This window comes from Streptomyces sp. NBC_00631, from assembly GCF_045206895.1.
GTDB lineage: Bacteria > Actinomycetota > Actinomycetes > Streptomycetales > Streptomycetaceae > Streptomyces.
The window spans coordinates 8,773,904-8,794,331 of sequence record NZ_CP107734.1 but is presented as its reverse complement, the minus strand read 5'-3'; the positions used below and the strand labels follow the sequence as shown (position 1 = coordinate 8,794,331).

The following is a 20,428-nucleotide window of genomic DNA, read 5'->3' as shown; positions in this document are numbered from 1 at the left end:
CCGATGCTGGCGGAAATCCGACACGAAGGTGCGCTGACCTTCGGGACCCCGAGGACCAGGAGGTGCTACGGCCGTCAGGCGAAGTAGTGGTCCTGGTCGAGGTCGGCCAGCAGCCCCGGCTGCGCGGGCCGCCAGTCGTACCGCTCGCGGGTCGCGGCGCTGGACGTGGGGTTGTCGTTGCCGACGAAGCCCGCCATCCAGCCGAAGTGACCGGCCGCCTCCTCCCGGGCGAGGGACACGACCGGCAGGTCGAGGCGGCGGCCGATGACCTCGGTGATGTCGCGGACCGGGACGCTCCCCTCGGCGCTCGCGTGCAGCACGGCACCGGCCGGGGCCGTCTCCAGGGCCTTGCGGTAGAGGGTGGCGGCGTCGAAACGGTGCACGGACGACCAGCGGTTGGTGCCGTCACCCACGTAGGCGGCGACACCCTTGTCGCGGGCGACACCGATCAGGTACGGGACGAAGGCGTGGTCGCCGGCCCCGTGCACCTGCGGGAGCCGGATCGCCGAGACCCGTACCCCGCGGTCGGCAAGGGCCAGGGCGGCCCGCTCCGACTCGCCCCGGTGCGCGCCGGGCGCCGCCGGGTCGGGGCCGTCGGTCTCGGTGCCGACGCGGCCCGGGGTGAGCAGGCCGGTCACGGAGCTGATGACCAGGGGGCGGCCGGAGCCGGCGAGCGCGTCGCCGAAGGCGGCGAGGACCGCGAGTTCGGTGCGCAGGGCACCCGGCATGTCGGAGAAGTCGTGGTTGAAGCCCGTGTGGACCACCCCGTCCGTCGCGTCCGCCGCGACCCGCAGGCCGTCGACGTCGTTCAGGTCGCCGCGGTGTGCCTCCGCTCCGGCCTCCTTCAGGGCCGCCTCGGCCGCGTCCGAACGGGCGAGGCCGAGCACCTGGTGGCCGGCGCCGAGCAGTTCGCGGACCACCGCGCTGCCGATGAACCCGGTGGCCCCGGTGACGAACACACGCATGACAAATCACCTCACGGAGAGCAACTGCTGGAACGACCTCAGCGTGCGCCCGGCCCCTGGCCCGGGTCCAAGACCTGTTCCGCACCCGGTGATGCCTTTCCGGTCATGACCGCAGCTCACCAACCGGACGCGGGGGCGCCGGGAGTAGAGTCGAGGGGTGCCCGAATCCTTCGTACCGCCGGTGGACCTGGAGCTGCGCCTGGTGCGCTACTTCACCGTGGTCGCCGAGGAGCTGCACTTCGGCCGCGCGGCCGACGCACTGCATCTCGCCCAGCCGTCGTTGAGCCGTCAGATCCGGCGCCTGGAGCGGGAGTTGGGTGTGCGACTGCTCGACCGCACGCCGCGCGGCACCCGGCTCACCGAGGCCGGGGAGGCCTTCCTGCCGCAGGCCAGGGAGCTGCTGCGGAGCGCCGCCCGGGCCACCGCCAGCGCCCGTTCGGCCGCCGCGCACGGCCCGTTCACCGTCGGGTACACCACCCACCAGATCGTCACCCCGGCCGTACGCGAGCTGCGCCACCGCCATCCGCAGGCCGACGTCCGCACCCTGCACGTGGACTGGAGCGAACCGCGCTCCGCGCTGCTGGACCACCGGGTCGACGTGGTGGTGACCCGGTTCCTGTTCATCGCCGAGGGCCTGGACATCACGGTCCTCTACGACGAGCCGCGCGTCCTCCTGGTACCGCTCGGCCACCGGCTGGCCGGCAGGGATTCGGTCACCCTCGCCGACTTCGCCGACGAACCGCTCCCCCGCTTCACCGGCGCCGACCGGATCGGCGCGAATCCCCCCGGCCACACCAACCTGGGCGCCCTGGTGGACACACTGGAGGACAAGCTGGAACTGGTCGCGAGCGGTGAGGTCGTGTCCCTGGCGCCGGCCGGGTTCCGCGGCAGCCTGCGGGCGGACATCGCCGCCGTCCCGATCGAGGACGCGGACCCCGTCCAGGTGGTCCTCGCCACCAGGGCCGGTGACCGGCATCCGCTGTTCCCGGCGTTCCGCCGTGCGGCGGAGGCCCATCTGGTCCCGTCCGGCGCCACCCGGACCGAACGACCGTATGCGGTAACCGGGGCCGGCCGATGAGCGGGTCCGGGAGAGTCACCCTGAACGACGTGGCGGCCGCCAGCGGTGTCTCGCGCGCCACGGTCAGCTTCGTCCTGAACGACGACCCGCGCCAGACCATCTCGGCCGCCACCCGCGACCGGGTACGGCAGGCCGCGCGCGACCTCGGCTACGTCCCGCACGGGGTGGCCCGCGCGCTGCGCGAGGGCAGCTCCCGGGTGGTGGTCCTGGACCTGGACCGGGGTCTGGAGGGCAACTACTCGCGCAGCTACGTCCGCGGCCTGGACGACGAACTCGCCGCGCACGGGTACGTCCTGCTGGTCCGGCACGGCCGGCACTCGGCGGAGGCGACCCAGCAGGTGCTGGACGCGATCACCCCGCGGGCCGTGATCCGGTTCGCCGAGCCGTATCTGACCGGTCACGACCTGGAGGACCGGGGCGGCGGCTGGAAGGACGGCCTCGCCGCGCACGCGGCCCTGCAGATCCGGCACCTCACGGAGCACGGGCACCGCCGGATCGCGCTGGCGCTGCCGGAGGAGGACTCCCCGCTGGCGGGGGCCCGGCGGCGGTTCGCCGAGCAGACCCTGCACGGCCTGGGCCTGCCGCCGCTGGTGCCGTTCACGGTGCCCCGGCCGCGTTCGGCGGGCACCGCGGCCGTGGCCGCTCTGCGCGCGGCGTACCCGGACGTCACGGCGGTCGCCGCCTTCGACGACGACCTCGCCCTGCGCACCCTGACCGCCCTGCACGACCTCGGCCTGGCCGCCCCCGGCGACCTGGCGGTGATCGGCTACGACGACACCGAGTACGGCGAGCTGAGCACCCCCGCCCTCACCACCGTGCACATCGACGCGGAGGCCCACGGCCGGCTGGCCGCGCGCACCGCGCTGGGGCTGGACACGGCGGGGCTGGTGCCGGTGCCGGCGCAGATCATCGTGCGGGACTCGGTGTGAGGGGAGTCCCGCACACCGAGTCCCGCACGCCGCGGTCCCGCACACCGGGTGCGGAACGGCCCGTCAGCCCACGCGGGTGTCCGCGGTGTCCGCCGAGTCGTCGCCGCGCACCACGCACAGCGCCCAGATGATGAATCCGGACAGCGCGATCATCACGACGGACCACACCGGGTAGTACGGCAGGGACAGGAAGTTGGCGATGATCACCAGCGCGGCGATGGCGACACCGGCGCCGCGTGCCCAGGCGGCCGGCTGGAAGAGGCCGATGCTGACGGCCACCGCGATCACGCCCAGGACCAGGTGGATCCAGCCCCAGCTGGTGAGGTCGAACTTGAACACGTAGTTGGGGGTCGTGACGAAGACGTCGTCCTGGGCGATCGCCATGATGCCCCGGAACACCGCGAGCAGTCCGGCGATCATGAGCATGACGGCGGCGAAGGCGGTCAGTCCTCCGGCCCACGCCATCCTGGCGGTGTGCTGGTGCGGCTGGTGTGCGGGATGTGTGGCGGTCATACGGCTGCCTCGATTCGTTCTCGGTTGGGGTGCTCAGCGCCCGTGGGCGGTGGGCACCGAGCCGGAGCCGGAGCGCTCGGCCGGCGGGTAGTCGCTCAGGACCAGCGCCTTGGCCTTGCGGAACTCCTCGTCCGAGATGTGACCGCGGGACTTCATCTCGGAGAGCTTGGCCAGTTCGTCGACGCTGCTGGTCTGCCCGGGGCCGCTCCGGGCGGTCTGCCGGATGTACGACTCGAACGCCTTCTGCTGGTCGCGGGCCTGGCTGATCTCCCGCTGCCCCATGCCCTTGCCCCGGGCGATCACGTAGACGAGGACCCCCAGGAAGGGGACCACGATGCAGAGGGCCAGCCAGCCGGCCTTGGCCCAGCCGCCCATCGAGTCGTCGCGGAAGATGTCCACGATGACCCGGAACAGCAGGACGAGCCACATGATCCACAGGAAGAGCCACAACATCGTCCAGAAGGCGCTCAGCAGCGGATAGTCGTATGCGAGGTAGGTCTGCGCGCTCATGTACGTCCTCCGTCCACGGCGCCGGCCGGTCGGCCGCGCCCTGCCCTCCCAGCGTGCGCACGGCAGGTGCCGGGGTTCCTCACCCGGTGCGGGTGATCGTGCGCGGTGCGGTACCCGCGGCGACCGGCGACCGCAGGTTGGGCGGCAGGGGGTGGCAGGCGGGATTCGGGCGAGCAGGCCACATGCCCGGGGCCGCCCCGTGTGCGAGGACCTTGCCGGCTCACCCACGGCGGGTGAGCCCGGCGTTCCGGGGCCGCTGGGGGCCGGACCGGCGTGCGCCCGGCCCCCGCGTTCGGGTCACCCGCGGCTGAGCCGGTCCGCCGTCGGGGCCTCGGCGGGCGCCGTCACTCCGGTTCGGGCAGCTGCCGCATCTCCACGACCCGCAGTCCCAGCGACAGACAGCGGTCCAGCAGACCGTAGAGCTGTGCCTCGTCGATGACGGGACCGAACAGGACCGTCTGGCCGGACATCGTCACATGCTCCAGCTCCGGGAAGGCCCGCGTGAGCACGTCCGACATGGTCCCTTCGACGCGGATCTCGCAGTGCATGAGCCGTCTCCCGCCGCCGGCGTGCTGCGGTCTACCTGGCGATCCTGCGCCATACGAGGACCGCAGGCCTCACCCGGCGCAGGTGAGTCTCGCGCCGTGTCCGGTTTCCGCGCGGGCTGACCGCTGACGCCCCGGCGGGGCTGCTCAGGGCGGGCCGACACGGCGGCGGGCAGGGCGCGGGCGGCCAGAGGACGGAGGCGGGAGCGGCCCGGCGGCCGCCTCGGGCTCACAGCAGTCCGCGCTCCCGGGCCCGGCGCACCGCGTCGCCGCGCCGGTTCACGCCGAGTTTCCGGTACACGCTCTTGAGGTGCGTCTTCACCGTGTTCACGGAGATGTACAGGTCGGCGGCCATCTCCTGGGTGGACATCAGCTGCACCAGTCGGGTCAGCACCTCGCGCTCGCGGCCGCTGAGCTCCTCGACGACCAGTACCGGTGGGCCGGTGCCGGTGCCCGGGCCGTCGTGCGGCGCGGGGACCTCGCCGAGCAGCCAGCCGGCGGCCAGGCCGTGCAGGTACGGGGTCTCAAGGAGACGCCGGATGCCGGGCCCGGCGTCCAGGAACGGGCGCCGCAGCCGGTCCTCGCGGGCGTCCAGCAGGGCCCGGGCGAGCAGCTTGGCGGCGGCGGTGGTGTCCCCCGCCTCGGCCGCGGCCCGGGCCCGCACCAGCGTGGCCCGGACGGTGATCCCGGGGCCGGTGCGGTCGCTCACGCGGAGCCGCTCGACCGTCTCGACGGCCTCCGCGCGACGGCCGGCGGCGAGCCGGACCCAGGCCACGTCCGCCGCGTAGGCGGGCTCCCCGGAACCGGGCATCGCGGCCAGCATCTCGGCGGCCGCGTCGGGACGGCCCTCGGCGAGATGGACGGCCGAGGCGGTGAGCGCCGCGTGCGCCTCGGCCCAGGGCGAGGTCGTCAGGGCCGCGACGGCCGGGGTCGCGGCGTTCGCGGCCGCCTGCGCGTCACCGAGGGCCAGCAGCAGCCTGGTCGTCGCCAGCGCCCGGCACGCCTCGGTCACCGGGTCGGCCCCGACGGCGCCACAGGCGGCCGCTTCGTCCAGCAGGGACCGGGCCCGCTCCAGTTCGTCGCGGTCGACGGCCACGGCGGCCAGCACCAGCTGCCCGAGACCGGCCCCCGGGAACGGGCACCCGCCGGCGTCGCGGCTCGCCTCCGCCGCGGCCAGGGCCTCGCTCTCCGCCTTGCCGCCCCAGCCGTCGAGGTAGTCGACGAGTGCCAGATGGCCGAGGCAGTCCTCCCGTGGCAGTGCCGTGGCGGCGTCGCCGGGGCCGTCGAGCACCTCGGCCAGGGCGGCGCGCGCCGCGTCGAAGCACCCGGCCCACACCCGTGCCGAGCCCAGATGGGTGAGCAGCAGGGCGCCGAGTTCGGGGTGCTTCGCCAGGAGGTGGGCGGGCATCTCACGGCGCAGTCGTGCGGCCGTGGCCATCGCCTGCTCGGCTCTGGCAGGGGCACCGGTCAGCCGGGCGGCCAGGGATTCCAGGAGCGCGCAGCTCAGCCGGCTCGCGTCGGCGGCCGCACCGGCGGGCAGCTGCTCCTCGGCGTGGCCGAGGTGGGCCAGGCCGTGGTCGATATCGTGCTCGGACAGTGCTCGGGCCGCCCTGACCAGGTCCGCTGCCGCGCCCGTGGCCTGCGGGTCCATCCGGGAGAAGAAGTCGCAGAGGTGGTCCGCGCGCAGGCCGGTGAAGAGCCGGCCGATCGCCAGGTCGTCGACGAACACGCCGGCCGTGAACTCCCAGTCGCCCGCGGCGGCGCCGTGCGCCAGCGCCTCCGGCACCGCGCCGAAGTCCCGCAGCCACCGGGCGGCGCGCCGGTGCAGCTCCGGTTCGAGGCCCGGCAGCCGCGCCCGCAGATGCACCCGGAGGATCTCCCTGAACAACGGGTGCAGCCGGTACCAGGAGTGGCCGAGGTCCTCGACGAACGAGTTCTGGCGGCACAGCCCGGCCAGGAGCGACTCGGCACCGGGGCGGCCCGTCAGCGCCTCCGCCAGCTCGGGGCGGAACCGCTCCAGGACGCTGACGCGCAGGAGCAGGTCCTGCGTCTGGGCCGGTTGCAGTCCGAGGACCTCGGCGAGGAGGAAGTCGGCGATGGTGCTGCGTCCGGCCTCGAACTCCTTCAGGTACGTCTCCGGGTCGGTGCTCTGCCGGGCGGCGAGGGCGCTCAGCCGCAGTCCGGCGGCCCAGCCTCCGGTGCGGTCCACCAGGGCACGGGTGGCCGGGGCGGGCAGTCGCAGGCCGTGCCGGGCCAGGAGGTCGGTGGCCTCCTCGGGGGTGAAGGCGAGTTCGTCGTTCCTGATCTCGGTGATGGCCGCGGACGCCCGGTAGCGGTGCAGGGGCAACAGCGGTTCGGTGCGGCTGACGAGGACCAGCCGCAGTCCGTTTCCGGCGTGGTGCAGGACGAACTCCAGCTGTTCGGCGTTGTCCCGGGTGGTCAGCCGGTGGAACTCGTCGACCACCAGGACCACCGGCCGGTCGCGTCCGCTCAGCTCGGCGGCGAGGCAGGCCAGCAGCCGGTGGTCCACCCGGGCCGCCTTCCCGGGGCCGGGGCCCGCTCCGGCGGGCAGCGGGACGCCGGCGGAGTGCAGCGCGTGCAGTACATAGGCCCAGAACACGCCCGGCTGCTGGTCTCCCGTCTCACCGGTGAGCCAGGCCACGGGCTGCCCGAGTCCTGCCGCCCAGTCGGCGACGAGCAGTGTCTTGCCCGCGCCGGCCGCGCCGTTGACCAGGGTCAGCGGGGTGTCGAGGGCCTGGTCGAGGTGGTCGGTCAGGCGGGGCCTGCGCACGAAGGTGGCGGGCCTGGCCGGCAGGGCGAACCGGGTGCACAGGAACGGCTCCCCCAGCGGATCTGCGTACGGGACGGCTTCCCGTGCGCTGTCGTCCCTCGCGGCCACAGAGATCACCTCCCGTGTCCGGCGGGCAGTGGTCGGCGCTCCACTCGATCAGCATCCCAGTCCTGCCGCCACCGTGCAGGGCGCAGCGCCCCCGGCCCGTCCCTCGGGCCCCTTCGCCACGGGCGGCCGCCGTCAGGAGGCCGGCGTGTCCTGGTCCCGGCGCGGCGGCGGGCTGCCCAGCGGGCCCGCGAGAGCCGGTTCCTGGGCGAGGACCGCACCACAGCTGATGCTGAGGGTGGCGGCCAGGCACACCACGATCAGCCAGGACAGGAGCACGAACACCGACCCCAGGGAGCCGTATCCGGCCAGTGCGCGGTTGAGCGCCCGCGGCATGTAGAGCTTCGCGGTCACCGTCAGGGCGGTGAGCGCCAGGGCCGTGATCAGCGCACCGGGCAGCAGGGGTTTCCAGCCGATGCCGCCGCCGAGCAGCAGGTGCTGCGTCCACCACCACAGGCCCGCCTGGGCGACGAAGGTGACCGGAAGGCCCAGCCAGGCGCCCAGCCCGAAGCCGTCGTGCAGCGCGCCCTGAAGGATCAGCGCGACGATCCACAGCGCGAGCCAGGCCACCCAGCGCCACGGTACGAGCCGGATGCCGCCCCGGGGGATCTCCCAGGCCCGTCGGCACAGCCGTTGCACGGCCCGGCTGACCGCGGTGGCCGAGATCAGCACCATCAGCCCGCCGATCACGCCGGTGGTCTGCCGCAGGCTCTCGCCCTGGGGCTGCATCAGCTGCTGGAGCTGGGCGTCGGCCGGACCGGTCAGTCCGAACACCGAGCGCAGCGAGCGGACGAGCTGGTCCCGGACCGCCGGTGGGGCATAGGCGGCGAACACGAAGAGCAGCGGAACGGCGGCGAGGAAGCACTGGGCGGCCAGCCGGGTGGCGGTGTCGAAGATGTTCACGGACACCATGCGGTCCGCGAGATGGGTGACGACGGGGAACCGGACCTCGGCCCGCCGGTGCACCGCCTTCGCCCGGGCGACCAGCCGCGCGGTCCGCCGGCGCCACCGGGACGGCACGGGCCGGGAGCCGGTGCGCCGCACCCGCCCGCTGGTCGGCATGGCATCGCTCCTCTCCTGCGTCCAGAGTGCGGTGCGGGCGCGCCGGTGGCACTCCGGGGATCCCGTGCCGGGAGCGGGCCGGGATGTCGTCCGGACACCATGTGCCTACGCTCGTGGTCTCCGAGACGCCGGGGGTCTGCATGGTCCTCGACCTGATGCTCATCGCTCTGGCGATCACGCTCGACCCGCTGCCGCTGATGGCGTTCGTCCTGGTGCTGGCGTCGGACCGGGGGATCTGGAAGGGCCTGGTCTTCATCCTCAGCTGGCTGGCGTGCCTGACCGTGGTGATCGCGGCCGTCCTGGTGGCGACCGGGGGCCGGCCGCCGCCGCCGAAGTCTGCGCCCTCCACCGCCGCCCTCGCGGCCAAGCTCTTCATCGGGGTGGCGCTCGTCCTGTACGGCGAGCGGCGGCGCCGGCGGCTCGGCGGGCTCCGCGGCCGGGGTGCCGCGGGTCCGGACCGGCCCGCGGCACCCTCGTCGCCGGCCCCGGAGACCGACCAGGCCACCGTCTGGGGCGCGGCCGGCCTGGCGGTGCTCCTGCAACCCTGGGGCCTCGTCGCGGCCGGGGCGACGACGGTCGTGGAGGCGGACACCTCGCGCTTCACGACCTGGCTCGCCCTCTTCGGTTTCTGTTCCCTGGCCACCGCGAGCCTGCTGGTCCTTGAGCTGTACGGGGTGTTCGCCCCGGCGGCGGCGCGGGCCCGCCTGCTGCGGCTGCGCGCCTGGCTGGTGCGTCACCAGGACCAGGCCCTGGTGACGCTCTGCCTTCTCCTGGGCTTCTGGCTGATGGGCAAGAGCCTTTACCAGCTGACGGGATGCCCCGGGGCGGTGGCCGCGCCCGGCCGCAGAAGTGCGGTGGTCCGGTACGGGTGCTGAAATGAAGGTGCGGTCGTAGGACCGCCCCACACTGCCGTGTCGCTCAGGAGGAGTGGTCATGGACAGCGTCGAAGACATGGGCCCCGTCGACTACCTGGTGATCGAGTTCCCGGGCAGCCGCCTGACCGGCGAGGCCCTGCCCCTGCTGGTCGATCTCGCCGACCGCCGCGTCGTACGGATCCTCGACCTCGCCTTCGTCCGCAAGGACGCCGACGGCTCGGTCGCCGCGCTGGAGCTGCGGGATCTCGGCGACGACACCGCCGATCTGACCGTCTTCGAGGGAGCCTCGTCCGGGCTGCTGGACGAGGGTGATCTCGCCGAGGCGGCGAACGCGCTGGAGCCGGGCAACTCCGCCGCGGTCCTGGTGTACGAGAACCTGTGGGCCGCGCCGCTGGCCCGTGCGCTGCGGCGCACCGGGGCCGAGCTGGTCGCGAGCGGCCGGATCCCGGTGCAGGCCCTGCTGGCGTCGCTCGACGCCGTGGAGGGGACGACCACGCCACCCGGCGGCTCCGCGGCCGCGTGAACGGAGATGATCGACCATGCCCGGACTGCTGCGTGGAGTCGCGCGTACCGCCGTCGTCGCCGGCACCGCCACGGCGGTGTCCAACCGGGTCTCGCGCCGCCAGGCGGGCCGGTGGGCCCAGCAGGACTACGACCAGCAACAGCAAGCCGCCCCTGCTGGGCCGCCGCCTGCCGCGCAGCCCGTCGCCGACGAGATGACCGTCAAGATGGACCAGCTCAAACAGCTGGCCGATCTGAAGGCGCAGGGCGTCCTCACCGAGGAGGAGTTCGCGGAGCAGAAGCAGCGGATCCTGAGCTGACGCGCAGGTCCGGTCAGGGGAGCTGCCGGGCGAAGGCCTCGTAGGCCCGCTCGTCGAAGAGCACGAAGCGCACCTCCTCGACGGCCGTGTCCGTCTCCCGGACCGTCGTCACGGCGATCCGGGCGCCGTCGTCCATCGGCCAGCCGTAGATGCCGGTGGAGACGGCGGGGAACGCGACCGTGCGGGCGCCGAGTTCGTCGGCGCGCTTGAGGGACTCGCGGTAGCAGGAGGCCAGCAGGTCGGAGCGGTCCTCGCTCGTGGAGTGCACGGGGCCGACGGTGTGGATGACCCATCGGGCGTCGAGGTCGCCGGCCGTGGTGGCGACGGCCTGGCCGGTGGGGAGGCCCTTGCCGTACTGGGAGGCGCGCAGCTTGCGGCACTCCGCCAGGACGGCGGGGCCGCCGCGCCGGTGGATGGCGCCGTCGACGCCTCCGCCGCCGAGCAGGGAGGAGTTGGCCGCGTTGACGATGGCGTCGACGCTCTGCCGGGTGATGTCGCCCTGGACGAGGGTGATGCGGGTCATGACTGTCGCAGCCTCCTCCACACGGCCTTCGCCGCGTTGTGCCCCGACATGCCGTGCACACCCGGACCGGGCGGGGTGGCCGAGGAGCAGATGAAGACGGCGGGGTGCGGGGTGCGGTACGGGTGCAGGGACAGTTTGGGGCGCAGCATGATCTGCAGGCCGGTGACCGCGCCGGTGCCGATGTCGCCGCCGACGTAGTTGGCGTTGCGGGCGGCGAGTTCGGCGGGGCCGGCGGTGGCGCGGGCCAGCACGCGGTCACGGAACCCCGGAGCGAAGCGCTCCAGTTGACGCTCCATCACCTCGGTCAGGTCACCTGTCCAGCCGCTCGGCACATGGGCGTACGCCCAGAACACCTGCTTGCCCTCGGGCGCGCGGCTCGGGTCCACCACACTGGGCTGCACGGTGATCATGAACGGGCGGTCGGGGGCGCGGCCCTCGCGGGCGGCGGCGCGCAGGGCGGTGCCGATCTCCGCGCTGTCCGCGCCGATCTGCACGGTCCCGGCGCGGCGGGCCTCCGGCGCCGTCCAGGGGACCGGCCCGTCCAGCGCGTAGTCGATCTTGAAGACGCCCGGGCCGTACCGGTAGGCCTGGTAGTAGTTGCCGAGGCCGGCGATCCGGGCGAGGGCGGTGGGCGAGGTGTCGAAGACGTACGACCGCGCGGGCGGCAGGTCGTCGAGCCGCTTGACCTCGTAGTCGGTGTGGATCGCGCCGCCGAGGTCCTTGAGGTACGCGGCGAGGGCGTCGGAGATGGCCTGGGAGCCGCCCCGGGCCACCGGCCAGCCGCGGGCGTGCGCGGCGAGCGCGAAGACCAGGCCGATGGCGCCGGTGGCGAAGCCGCTGAGCGGGGCCATGACGTGGGCGACGAGACCGGCGATGAGAGTGCGGGCCCGCTCGTCGCGGAAGCGGCGCAGCAGCAGGGTGGCGGGCGGCAGCCCGGCCAGGCCGAACCGGGCGAGGGTGACCGGGTCGCGCGGCAGCGCGGTCAGCGGCAGGGACATGAAGTCCCTGGCCAGGATGTCCCACCTGGGCAGGAACGGCTCGACCAGCCTGCGGTAGGTGCCGGCGTCACGCGGTCCGAAGGAGGCCGCGGTCTCCGCGACGGAGCGGGCCAGCACGGCCGCGCGGCCGTCGGGGAACGGGTGCGCCATCGGCAGGCCGGCGTGCAGCCACTCCAGGCCGTACCGCTCCAGGGGCAGGGCGCGGAACGCCGGCGAGTTGATGCCGAGCGGGTGGGCCGCCGAGCACGGGTCGTGCCGGAAGCCGGGGAGGGTGAGCTCCTCGGTGCGGGCGCCGCCGCCCACGGTGTCCCGTGCCTCGAAGAGAGCCACGGAGAACCCGCGCCGGGCCAGCTCCACGGCGGCCGTCAGGCCGTTCGGCCCCGCCCCCACCACGACCGCATCGAGCATCGACGGCACCTTCGGACCCCTTCGTCAGCCGATGGCCACTCGGCTTCAGGATATGCCGGGGGACTGACACTCCCCTCGCTCGGGTTACCAGTGCGGGTTCAGCAGCAGGTCCACGATCCGGTGCGCGGTGGCGGCGTCACGGGCCGCGGTGAACGGCAGCGTGTTGCCGCCCGTGACGTGGAACGGCTCGCCGGCCAGGGTGAGGTGGGCGCCGCCCGCCTCCTCGACCAGCAGCAGCCCGGCCGCGTGGTCCCAGGCGGCCTCCCACGAGAACGCGGTGGCGTCCAACTCGCCCCGGGCGACGGCGAGATACTCCAGGCCTGCCGAGCCGCAGGCGCGCGGGGCGAACCCGTCGCTCCACAGCGGGAACAGCGCGCGCTTCTGCTCGTCGGTCGTGTAGTCCGGGTGGGAGGTGGCCACGCGCAGGTCCCGGCCCGCCTCGGGGGCACCGGAGAGCAGGCGCTCGCCGTCGAGGAAGGCGCCCTTGCCCCGTATCGCCGTGGCGAGTTGCTCACGGGCCGGGACGTAGGTCCAGGAGGCGAGCAGGACGCCCCGGTGGGCGAGCGCCACCAGGGTGCAGAAGCCGTCCTCGCCGCGCACGAACTGGCGGGTGCCGTCGACCGGGTCGACGATCCACACCGGCGCGTCGTCCTGGAGCGCGTCGTAGGTCTCCGGATCGGCGTGCACCGCCTCCTCGCCGACCACGACGGAGCCGGGCAGGAGGGGGCCGAGGGCCGCGGTGAGGTACCGCTCGGCGAGCCGGTCGGCGTCCGTCACCAGGTCGTGCGGGCCGCTCTTCTGGTCGACCTCGTGGTCGGCGAGCCGGCGCCAGCGGGGCAGGATCTCGGTCCGGGCGGCCTTGCGGATGGCGTCCTCGACGTCACCGGCGTGCTGGAGGAGAAACTCGTCGATGGTCTCCGTTGCTTCGATCATGCCTCCATGAGAGCACGCGGCACTGACAATCCCCGCCGCCCGGATGTACGGAACATGGAATACGGACGAACAACCGGTACCGGTGATCAGCGGTCCGTCGGCGGACGCACCAGGTCGGCGCGCCGGCGTCAGCGCCCCACCGCGTAGCCCTGCATCCCGCGCGGGTTCGCCGCCGCCGACAGGATCCCGGTCCGCGGGTCCCGCGCCACCGCGCACAGCCGCCCCTCCGACCAGCCCGGCCCGACCGTCACGTCGTGGCCTCGCCGCCGCAGCTCCGCCACCGTCTCCGGGTCCGTGCGGGACTCGACGGTCACGCTCCCGGGGCGGCGTGCACGCGGGTAGAACGAGCTGGGGAAGCTGTCGTTGTGCCAGTTCGGGGCGTCGATCGCGCCCTGGAGGTCCAGGCCGCCGCGGACCTCGCCGCGCAGCGCGACGGCGAGGAGGAAGTGCAGCTGCCACTGGTCCTGCTGGTCGCCGCCGGGCGTGCCGAAGGCCAGCACCGGGACGCCGTCGCGCAGGGCGATCGACGGGGTGAGGGTGGTGCGGGGGCGGCGGCCGGGCGTGAGGGAGTTGGGCAGACCCTCCTCAAGCCAGGCCATCTGGAGCCGGGTGCCCAGCGGGAAACCCAGTTCGGGGACGACGGGGTTGGACTGGAGCCAGCCGCCGCTCGGCGTGGCCGCGACCATGTTGCCCCAGCGGTCGACGACGTCCAGGTGGCAGGTGTCGCCCCGGGTACGGCCGTCCTCCGCCACCTGCGGGTCTCCTGGCACCTGCGCGACGGTCGGCTCACCGGCGCCGAGCGGGTCGAAGGCCGTGTCCGGCCGGGTCCCCAGGCGCGCGTACCCGGGCAGCCGGGGCTCGCGTCCGCCGGGGCTGCCCGGCCGCAGCTCGTCGGAGGCCTTGGTGCCGATCAGCTCCCGCCGCCCGGCGTTGTACGCGGCCGAGAGCAGTTCGCTCAGCGGCACCTCGGCCGCGTCCCCGTACCAGGCCTCGCGGTCGGCCATGGCCAGCTTGCAGCCCTCGATGAGGAGGTGGACGTAGTCGGCGGAGCCGTACGCGGGCAGGTCGGCCGGCAGCAGGGCGAGCTGCTGGAGGAGGGCCGGGCCCTGACTCCACGGGCCCGCCTTGCACACGGTCCAGCCGTTCCAGTCGTACGAGACCGGGCTCTCGTAGTGCGCGGACCAGTCGGCCAGGTCGGCGGCGGTGAGGGTGCCGGTGTGCCGGGCGCCGCTGGTGTCCATGATCGGGCGGCCCGCCTGCCGGACCAGGGCCTCGGCGATGAAGCCGGTGCGCCACACCTCGCGGGCCGCGTCGATCCGGGCCTCGCGGTCCCCGGCGCCCGCGGTCTCGGCGAGCAGCCGCTTCCAGGTGGCGGCGAGGGCGGGGTTGCGGAAGAGCTCACCGGGACGGGGTGCCCGGCCGCCGGGCAGGTAGAGCTCGGCCGATGACGTCCACTCGGTCTCGAACAGCTTTCGGACGCTCTCCACCGTGGCGCCGACGTTCTCCACGGGCGGGTGCCCGTGTTCGGCGTACCCGATGGCGTACTTCAGGACCTCCTCCAGCGGCTGGGTGCCGTGGTCGCGCAGCAGGAGCAGCCAGGCGTCGAAGGCGCCGGGGACGGCGGCGGCCAGCGGGCCGGTGCCGGGGACGAGGTCCAGGCCGAGACCCCGGTAGTGGGCGACGGTGGCGGCGGCCGGGGCCACGCCCTGCCCGCACAGCACCCGTACCCCGCCGCCGGCCGGGGCGAGCAGGATCGGCACCTCACCGGCGGGTCCGTTGAGGTGCGGCTCGACCACGTGCAGGACGAAGGCCCCGGCGACGGCCGCGTCGTAGGCGTTGCCGCCGTTCTCCAGGACCGCCATCGCCGACTGGGAGGCCAGCCAGTGCGTGGACGACACCATGCCGAAGGTGCCCTGGAGGGTGGGACGGGTGGTGAACTGCATCTGTCACCTCGCTGCGCGCACGGCCGGGGCAGGTGTCTGGCAGTTACATGCTTTCACGGCCGTGGCGAGGCGAACCCCGTCGTGGGGTCCGCCTCTCCCGTCACTCGTCCGAGTCGGACTTGTTCGACGCCGCCGCGTACGCCTGGGCCGGTGTCATCGCGATCCCGTTGAGGCTGACCGTCTTGTAGGGGCTGACCTTGGCGCAGGTCTTGGAATCGCTGGCGGTCGAGGCGTTGGCGTTGGCGACGGCCGCCTTGGTGTCGCCGGCGCTCGCCGGGTAGGAGGTGCCGCTGGTCCAGTCGCTGCCGATCACCAGGGTGACGCCCGTGCCGCTGCCCGCCTTGAGATGCGCGCTGGGCAGGTCGAGAGCCTTGGCGACGGTCTGCGCCTCGGCCTTGTCGCCGCTGCCGTAGGTCAGGGTGGTCGTGGTGGCGGAGTTCGGGGCGTTGGCCGTGCTGGTGCCGGTGCTGAAGCCCTGGGAGATCAGGGAGTTCGCGATGGCGGAGGCGCGGCCCGTGATGTCGGTGCCGTTCTCCACCGTCACGGCGATCTGGGCCGCGGGGACGGTCGCGGTGGCGGTCGGCTTCGCGCTCGCGGCCGCCGAGGCCGCCGCCGACTTCTTGCCCGAACCGGTGGTCAGCGACTGGTCGTTGGCCATGGTGGCGAAGAGGTCCTTGGCGCCCTCGCCCACCACCACACGGTTGCTGTTGTTCGGGTCGGGCGCCGTCTGCATGGTGGTGAACGTCATCCGCTTGGTGGGGACCTTGTTCACGTCGGCCGCGAGCGAGATCAGCTTCTTGACGGTGCCGAGCCCGTCGTCCACGGTGAGCGCCTTGGTCGCCGCGTCGGCGAGGTTGTAGACCGCGGTGGGGTCGGTGAGCGTGCCCGCGCTCTTGAACTTGCGGATCATCGCGCTGAGGAAGATGTGCTGCGAGACGGTACGGCCGAGGTCGCTGCCGTCGCCGAAGCCGTGCCGGGAGCGGACGAACTCCAGGGCGGCCTGGCCCTTGAGGGTGTGGGACCCCTTGGACAGCTTGAGGTGCGAGTAGGTGTCGTACACGTTGGAGCTGACGCACACGGAGACACCTCCGACCGCGTCGGACATCTTGACCACGCCGGAGAAGTCCAGCTTGACGAAGTGGTCGATGGGGATGCCGGTGAGCTGGTGAATGGTGGCGACCTGGCAGGAGGGGCCGTACTGGAGTGCGCTGTTGACCTGGCCGTAGTAGCCGGACGTGGCGGTCTTGTCGGCGGTGTCCTTGCAGGCCGGGACGTCGACCATGGTGTCGCGGGGGATGCTCATGACGGTGGCGTTGGAACGGTCGGCGGATATGTGGACGACCATCTCCACGTCCGCGTTGCCGTTGCCGGTCTGCACCCCGGTCTGGGAGCAGCCGCCGCCGAGCTTGCAGTCGGTCTTGCTGGTACGGGCGTCCGAGCCGATCACCAGGATGTTGATCGGGGTCCGGCCGAACGCGTCGGCCTTCTCGGTGCCGCCCTTGCCGTCGAGGGAGACGCTGTTGATGTTGCCGTTGAGGTGCTGGTAGAACCACCAGCCGGCGCCGGCCGTGACCAGGACCAGGACGGCCGTGCACAGGCCGATGATCTTCAGGACCCGCTTGCCGCGGCCCGCCGGTCTGGCCCGCCGGGACCGCCTGCCGCCGCGGGTCTTGGCCGCCTGCCGGGCGGCGGCCCGGCCACCGGTCGGCCGCGTCCCGTCAGGCAGGGACCCACGCTGGCCGGGCACCCGGTCGGTGCGGCTGCGCGTGGCCTGGCCTCCCGGGCCGTCCCACGGGTCGGTCATCTTCCACTCCCATGAACGGTCGGGTCCGTCTGCGGGTACGGTCGGGCGTATGCGGCTGGATACGGGCAGCCGCGAGCTGGGCCCATTTGGGTTGCGTGATTGCGCAATCTAACAAACCCATAGCCCCCACAGCACAGACCCCACCAGAATTCACAGGTGAGGGATCTCATGAAACCTCCAGGACGCACCCGCCGTCCGCCCCCGTGCACCGGCCCCGGTCGGCGCGGTCAGACACCGGCCTCGTACAACCGGCGCACCCGTGCCGGGGCCTGGTGCGAGCGCGCGGTGAGTTGCCCGACGGTCACCCGCACCACGGTCACGATGTCCGGATCGTCCACGTAGTAGACCTGCCGCCGGCCCTCCCGCCGGGACCGCACCAGGCCGGCCAGCCTGAGCTTGGCCAGGTGCTGGCTGACCGCCGGCAGGGCGCCGCCGACCCGGTCGGCCAGGCACGTCACGTCGCTCTCGCCCTGGGACAGCGCCCACATGATGTGCAGCCGGGCCGGCGAGGCGAGCAGCCCGAACACCGCGGCCGCCTCCGTCAGCACCCCGTCGGAGGGGTCCGTGAAGCCTTCGGCACTCTCCCCCACAGCCCGCTCCCTCCCCGCACAGTCCCGGCACAGACGCCCACTCAGTGTAGCCGTGCGATCACCCCTCCCCGGGCGGCGTCCCCGCAATGTCCGCCACACGTTCCCCGCATTGTCATGAGCGGGTGACAGATCATCGACGGCTCGACGTCAGGCATCGCCCCCGCCCGCCTGCCGTTCCTAAGCTTGCGCAACAACGCAACTCAGCAAGGCACACCCGTACTGAAAGGCACAGAACGTGGGCATCATCGGCTGGATCGTCCTGGGTCTCCTCGCCGGAGCCATCGCCAAGGTCCTGCTGCCCGGCCGCGACCCGGGTGGCCTGATCGGCACCACCCTCATCGGCATCGCGGGCGCCTTCGTGGGCGGCTGGCTCTCCGCCCGCTTCCTCGACCGTCCGGTGGAGAAGCACTTCTTCGACCTCTACACCTGGGGCGCGGCGATCGCCGGCTCCCTGGTCCTCCTCGTGGGCTTCCGGCTGCTGTTCGGAAACTCGCGCGACTGACGGCCGGACGGGCGTCACGGTGACTCCGGTCACCCTCGGAGGCCGGATGCAGTCACGACATTCCGGATGTACAGGGACCGCGGAGGCACGACATTCCGGATGTAGGGGGACGGCCGGCGGCGGCTGTCAACGGGGCGCCGTGCCGGGCCCACAGGCAAGGCACGGATTCCGCTTCCACCCCACAGGGACTCGTGTGAAACTGGCGTCCCGTCCGCAGTGTGGACTCCTCCGCACACCGTCCCCCAGCGAGAAGTGCGACTTGCGTTCTCTTCCACTGCCGCTCGCCCTCACCGCGCGCCTGACGCCGGTCGCCGTGCTCGCCTGTGCGGGCTGGGTGATGGCGTCGGGCCCGGACAAGACGACGGCCACCGGCTCAGGTGACACCTCGGCCCGGCAGACGGCCGGCCAGTCGGCGGACGACGCCCCGTCGTCCACCGCGTCGACGGCGGCCACCAAGGCGTACTCCGCCTCCCCCGCCCCCTGCGGCAGCATCCCCGTCGCCACCGTCAAGTCCCTGGTGCCCGGCGCGAAGACGGCCGGCAAGGAGATCCCCTCCACCGACACCAAGCTGCGCCGCACCTGCTCCTGGAACGCGCTCAAGGGGTACGACTACCGCTGGCTCGACGTCTCCTTCGAGATCATGGACACCGACGCGGCGGCCGCGAAGGAGTACAAGGACCGGGTCGCGGAGAAGAGCGGCGGCGGGGCCGTGCCGGGGCTCGGCGACAACGGCTACTCGGTCGTGAACCTCACCACCGAGGACAAGCAGCAGACCCGCGAGGGCGTGGTGATGGCCCAGGTCTCCAACGCGCTGGTGGTCGTCACCTACAACGGCAGCGACTTCGAGTCCAAGAAGGCGCCCAGCACGGACGTGATCAACAAGGGTGCCATCCAGGCGGCGAAGGCCGCGGTGACCGCGCTGAAGGGCAGCCAGTAGCCGGCCTGGCCGCCCTTCGTGCGCACGCCTCCTCCTGTCATGCCTCCTTGGGCCGCACCAGCAGGGTCAGCCCCAGGTACAGCACCAGGGAGGTGCCGAGGCCGACCGCCCAGCCGTAGTCGGCGAGCGAGGACAGGGCCGGGACGGGGCGGCCGTCGATCAGCGGTTTGAAGCTGGCGCCGCCGATCGCGAGGATGCCGCCGGACAGGAAGGCGACGACCGCCCGCCAGTTCCAGCCGCCGTCGTACCAGTAACGGCCGCCCGTGCGGTACAGGTCGGCCAGGTCGAGCCGGGTGCGGCGCAGGATCCAGTAGTCGGCGATGAGGATGCCGGCGACCGTGCCGAGCAGACCGCCGACCAGGCCGAGCCAGGTGAAGATGTAGCCCTGCGGGTCGGAGTACAGCTTCCACGGGAAGATCAGCACCGCGAGCACCGAGGTGATCAGGGCGCCGGTACGGAAACTGATCTTCCGGGGCGCGATGTTGGAGAAGTCGAAGGCGGGCGAGACCAGGTTGGCCGCGATGTTCACGGAGAGCGTCGCGACGAGGACGGTGACCAGGGCGTAGAGCAGGCCGACCACGTTGTCCGTCTTCGCGGCCAGTTGGACCGGGTCCCAGATCGGCTGCCCGTACACGGCCTGCGAGCCGGAGGTCACCAGGACGGAGAGGAAGGCGAAGAGGGTCATGGTGGTGGGCAGGCCCAGTGCCTGGCCCCAGGTCTGCGCCTTCTGGCTCTTGCCGTACCGGGTGAAGTCGGGGATGTTCAGCGACAGCGTCGACCAGAAGCCGATCATGCCCATCAGGGACGGCCAGAAGATCTTCCAGAAGCTCCCGCCCCAGCCGAGCTTGGAGGGCTGGTCGAAGAGCGGGCCGAGGCCACCGGCCTTGTTGCTCATCCAGATCAGCATCACGACGGCGCCGACCAGGACGAAGGGCGCGGCCCAGTTCTCGAAGCGGCGGATCGTCTCCATGCCCCGGTAGATGATCGCGACCTGGAGCACCCAGAAGAGCGCGAACGACAGCCACATGGTCCAGGGGTGGCCGCCGATCTCTCCCGTGTCGGACCAGCCGCTGCCGATCAGCTTGCCGGCGAGGAAGAAGATCGCCTCGCCGCCGATCCAGGTCTGGATGCCGAACCAGCCGCAGGCGACCAACGCCCGTACGACGGCGGGGAGGTTGGCACCGCGCACGCCGAAGGAGGCGCGGGCGAAGACCGGGAAGGGGATGCCGTACTTGGGTCCGGCGTGCCCGGTGAGCAGCATCGGAACGAGGACGATCAGGTTGGCGAGGGCGATGGTGAACACGGCCTGTTTCCAGTCCATGCCGACCGCGATGAGCCCGGAGGCCAGGGTCCAGGACGCCGTGTTGTGGGCCATGCCGACCCAGAGCGCGGAGAAGTTGTACGTGGTCCAGGTGCGCTTGGCGACGGGGACCGGCAGCAGGTCCTCGTTGGCGTACGGACCGCTCGGCGGCGGGGAGCCCGGGGTGAGCTCGACGCGCCCGTCGGGGAGGGCGACTTGACCGGACAGGGGTATGGCGGAGGGAGCGGTGTCGGTCATGGGCAGGCCAATCGGGGTGAGGTGGGACGGGAAAGGCC

At 73.0% G+C, this 20,428-nt stretch carries 20 protein-coding genes; 7 read left to right on the top strand and 13 right to left on the bottom strand.

The annotated features are described in order from the left end of the window. Positions 1 to 74: 74 nt before the first annotated feature. Positions 75 to 965, bottom strand: a complete 891-nt coding sequence (locus OHB00_RS40245) for an SDR family oxidoreductase (protein WP_406442485.1) — start codon at positions 963 to 965, stop codon at positions 75 to 77. Positions 966 to 1,122: 157 nt separating this feature from the next. On the opposite strand from OHB00_RS40245, the gene OHB00_RS40240 reads away from it, so the two are divergent. Both OHB00_RS40240 and OHB00_RS40235 read left to right on the top strand, forming a co-directional pair. Then, complete coding sequence (locus OHB00_RS40240; protein ID WP_406442483.1) at positions 1,123 to 2,043, top strand: LysR family transcriptional regulator; 921 nt, start codon at positions 1,123 to 1,125, stop codon at positions 2,041 to 2,043. A 29-nt stretch (positions 2,044 to 2,072) separates the two neighbouring features. Next, positions 2,073 to 2,972: a LacI family DNA-binding transcriptional regulator gene (locus tag OHB00_RS40235; protein WP_406442482.1), complete on the top strand. Its 900-nt coding sequence runs from the start codon at positions 2,073 to 2,075 to the stop codon at positions 2,970 to 2,972. A gap of 63 nt (positions 2,973 to 3,035) precedes the next feature. Here OHB00_RS40235 and OHB00_RS40230 read toward each other — a convergent pair whose 3' ends face one another. The 5 genes from OHB00_RS40230 to OHB00_RS40210 form a co-directional block, all read right to left on the bottom strand. After that, positions 3,036 to 3,485 (bottom strand): hypothetical protein, encoded by a 450-nt coding sequence (locus OHB00_RS40230; RefSeq protein ID WP_406442480.1) that lies wholly within the window; start codon positions 3,483 to 3,485, stop codon positions 3,036 to 3,038. Between the two features lie 33 nt (positions 3,486 to 3,518). Continuing rightward, positions 3,519 to 3,995 carry an SHOCT domain-containing protein gene (locus OHB00_RS40225; RefSeq protein ID WP_406442478.1) on the bottom strand — a complete coding sequence of 159 codons (477 nt, stop codon included), beginning with the start codon at positions 3,993 to 3,995 and terminating at the stop codon, positions 3,519 to 3,521. A 344-nt stretch (positions 3,996 to 4,339) separates the two neighbouring features. Next, a complete protein-coding gene (locus OHB00_RS40220) occupies positions 4,340 to 4,543 on the bottom strand; it encodes a hypothetical protein (protein ID WP_406442476.1) in 204 nt (67 codons plus the stop codon). 226 nt (positions 4,544 to 4,769) lie between these two features. After that, entirely contained in the window at positions 4,770 to 7,448 is a 2,679-nt protein-coding gene (locus tag OHB00_RS40215) for a LuxR C-terminal-related transcriptional regulator (RefSeq protein WP_406442475.1), read from the bottom strand. Between the two features lie 123 nt (positions 7,449 to 7,571). Further along, positions 7,572 to 8,498, bottom strand: coding sequence for a YihY/virulence factor BrkB family protein (locus OHB00_RS40210; RefSeq protein ID WP_406442473.1), 927 nt, complete (start codon positions 8,496 to 8,498; stop codon positions 7,572 to 7,574). Between the two features lie 101 nt (positions 8,499 to 8,599). On the opposite strand from OHB00_RS40210, the gene OHB00_RS40205 reads away from it, so the two are divergent. The 3 genes from OHB00_RS40205 to OHB00_RS40195 are packed head-to-tail and all read left to right on the top strand — an operon-like array spanning position 8,600 to position 10,194. Next, positions 8,600 to 9,373: a GAP family protein gene (locus OHB00_RS40205; RefSeq protein ID WP_406442471.1), complete on the top strand. Its 774-nt coding sequence runs from the start codon at positions 8,600 to 8,602 to the stop codon at positions 9,371 to 9,373. Positions 9,374 to 9,431: 58 nt separating this feature from the next. Further along, complete coding sequence (locus OHB00_RS40200) at positions 9,432 to 9,896, top strand: DUF6325 family protein (RefSeq protein WP_406442469.1); 465 nt, start codon at positions 9,432 to 9,434, stop codon at positions 9,894 to 9,896. Between the two features lie 16 nt (positions 9,897 to 9,912). Further along, positions 9,913 to 10,194, top strand: coding sequence for an SHOCT domain-containing protein (locus tag OHB00_RS40195; RefSeq protein WP_406442467.1), 282 nt, complete (start codon positions 9,913 to 9,915; stop codon positions 10,192 to 10,194). A 13-nt stretch (positions 10,195 to 10,207) separates the two neighbouring features. Here the strand turns inward: OHB00_RS40195 and OHB00_RS40190 are convergent, their stop codons facing one another. The 6 genes from OHB00_RS40190 to OHB00_RS40165 all read right to left on the bottom strand — a co-directional run bounded on the left by OHB00_RS40190 (position 10,208) and on the right by OHB00_RS40165 (position 17,393). After that, positions 10,208 to 10,717: an O-acetyl-ADP-ribose deacetylase gene (locus tag OHB00_RS40190; RefSeq protein WP_406442465.1), complete on the bottom strand. Its 510-nt coding sequence runs from the start codon at positions 10,715 to 10,717 to the stop codon at positions 10,208 to 10,210. Next, positions 10,714 to 12,123: a phytoene desaturase family protein gene (locus OHB00_RS40185; protein WP_406442463.1), complete on the bottom strand. Its 1,410-nt coding sequence runs from the start codon at positions 12,121 to 12,123 to the stop codon at positions 10,714 to 10,716. The genes OHB00_RS40190 and OHB00_RS40185 overlap by 4 nt, the downstream gene beginning before the upstream one ends. Positions 12,124 to 12,207: 84 nt before the next feature. Continuing rightward, positions 12,208 to 13,056 carry an inositol monophosphatase family protein gene (locus OHB00_RS40180; protein WP_406442461.1) on the bottom strand — a complete coding sequence of 283 codons (849 nt, stop codon included), beginning with the start codon at positions 13,054 to 13,056 and terminating at the stop codon, positions 12,208 to 12,210. A 128-nt stretch (positions 13,057 to 13,184) separates the two neighbouring features. Then, entirely contained in the window at positions 13,185 to 14,999 is a 1,815-nt protein-coding gene (locus OHB00_RS40175; RefSeq protein WP_406442459.1) for a gamma-glutamyltransferase family protein, read from the bottom strand. 100 nt (positions 15,000 to 15,099) lie between these two features. After that, positions 15,100 to 16,803, bottom strand: a complete 1,704-nt coding sequence (locus OHB00_RS40170; RefSeq protein WP_406442458.1) for an LCP family protein — start codon at positions 16,801 to 16,803, stop codon at positions 15,100 to 15,102. 227 nt (positions 16,804 to 17,030) lie between these two features. Further along, the gene (locus OHB00_RS40165) at positions 17,031 to 17,393 is read right to left on the bottom strand and encodes an ArsR/SmtB family transcription factor (protein ID WP_406442457.1); all 363 of its coding nucleotides are present in this window, start codon (positions 17,391 to 17,393) and stop codon (positions 17,031 to 17,033) included. Between the two features lie 235 nt (positions 17,394 to 17,628). Between OHB00_RS40165 and OHB00_RS40160 the strand changes: the two genes are divergently transcribed. Then, positions 17,629 to 17,895, top strand: a complete 267-nt coding sequence (locus OHB00_RS40160; RefSeq protein ID WP_406442456.1) for a GlsB/YeaQ/YmgE family stress response membrane protein — start codon at positions 17,629 to 17,631, stop codon at positions 17,893 to 17,895. A gap of 259 nt (positions 17,896 to 18,154) precedes the next feature. Beyond that, positions 18,155 to 18,832 (top strand): hypothetical protein, encoded by a 678-nt coding sequence (locus tag OHB00_RS40155; RefSeq protein ID WP_406442455.1) that lies wholly within the window; start codon positions 18,155 to 18,157, stop codon positions 18,830 to 18,832. A 37-nt stretch (positions 18,833 to 18,869) separates the two neighbouring features. Here OHB00_RS40155 and OHB00_RS40150 read toward each other — a convergent pair whose 3' ends face one another. Beyond that, complete coding sequence (locus OHB00_RS40150) at positions 18,870 to 20,390, bottom strand: NCS1 family nucleobase:cation symporter-1 (protein WP_406442453.1); 1,521 nt, start codon at positions 20,388 to 20,390, stop codon at positions 18,870 to 18,872. Between the last annotated feature and the right edge of the window lie 38 nt (positions 20,391 to 20,428).

Excerpts from the sequence above, each read along its gene's own strand:
- OHB00_RS40245 (WP_406442485.1), bottom strand. The coding sequence starts at position 965 with ATGCGTGTGTTCGTCACCGGGGCCACCGGGTTCATCGGCAGCGCGGTG.
- OHB00_RS40230 (WP_406442480.1), bottom strand. The coding sequence starts at position 3,485 with ATGACCGCCACACATCCCGCACACCAGCCGCACCAGCACACCGCCAGG.
- OHB00_RS40225 (WP_406442478.1), bottom strand. The coding sequence starts at position 3,995 with ATGAGCGCGCAGACCTACCTCGCATACGACTATCCGCTGCTGAGCGCC.
- OHB00_RS40220 (WP_406442476.1), bottom strand. The coding sequence starts at position 4,543 with ATGCACTGCGAGATCCGCGTCGAAGGGACCATGTCGGACGTGCTCACG.
- OHB00_RS40210 (WP_406442473.1), bottom strand. The coding sequence starts at position 8,498 with ATGCCGACCAGCGGGCGGGTGCGGCGCACCGGCTCCCGGCCCGTGCCG.
- OHB00_RS40200 (WP_406442469.1), top strand. The coding sequence starts at position 9,432 with ATGGACAGCGTCGAAGACATGGGCCCCGTCGACTACCTGGTGATCGAG.
- OHB00_RS40195 (WP_406442467.1), top strand. The coding sequence starts at position 9,913 with ATGCCCGGACTGCTGCGTGGAGTCGCGCGTACCGCCGTCGTCGCCGGC.
- OHB00_RS40190 (WP_406442465.1), bottom strand. The coding sequence starts at position 10,717 with ATGACCCGCATCACCCTCGTCCAGGGCGACATCACCCGGCAGAGCGTC.
- OHB00_RS40185 (WP_406442463.1), bottom strand. The coding sequence starts at position 12,123 with ATGCTCGATGCGGTCGTGGTGGGGGCGGGGCCGAACGGCCTGACGGCC.
- OHB00_RS40180 (WP_406442461.1), bottom strand. The coding sequence starts at position 13,056 with ATGATCGAAGCAACGGAGACCATCGACGAGTTTCTCCTCCAGCACGCC.
- OHB00_RS40175 (WP_406442459.1), bottom strand. The coding sequence starts at position 14,999 with ATGCAGTTCACCACCCGTCCCACCCTCCAGGGCACCTTCGGCATGGTG.
- OHB00_RS40170 (WP_406442458.1), bottom strand. The coding sequence starts at position 16,803 with ATGACCGACCCGTGGGACGGCCCGGGAGGCCAGGCCACGCGCAGCCGC.
- OHB00_RS40150 (WP_406442453.1), bottom strand. The coding sequence starts at position 20,390 with ATGACCGACACCGCTCCCTCCGCCATACCCCTGTCCGGTCAAGTCGCC.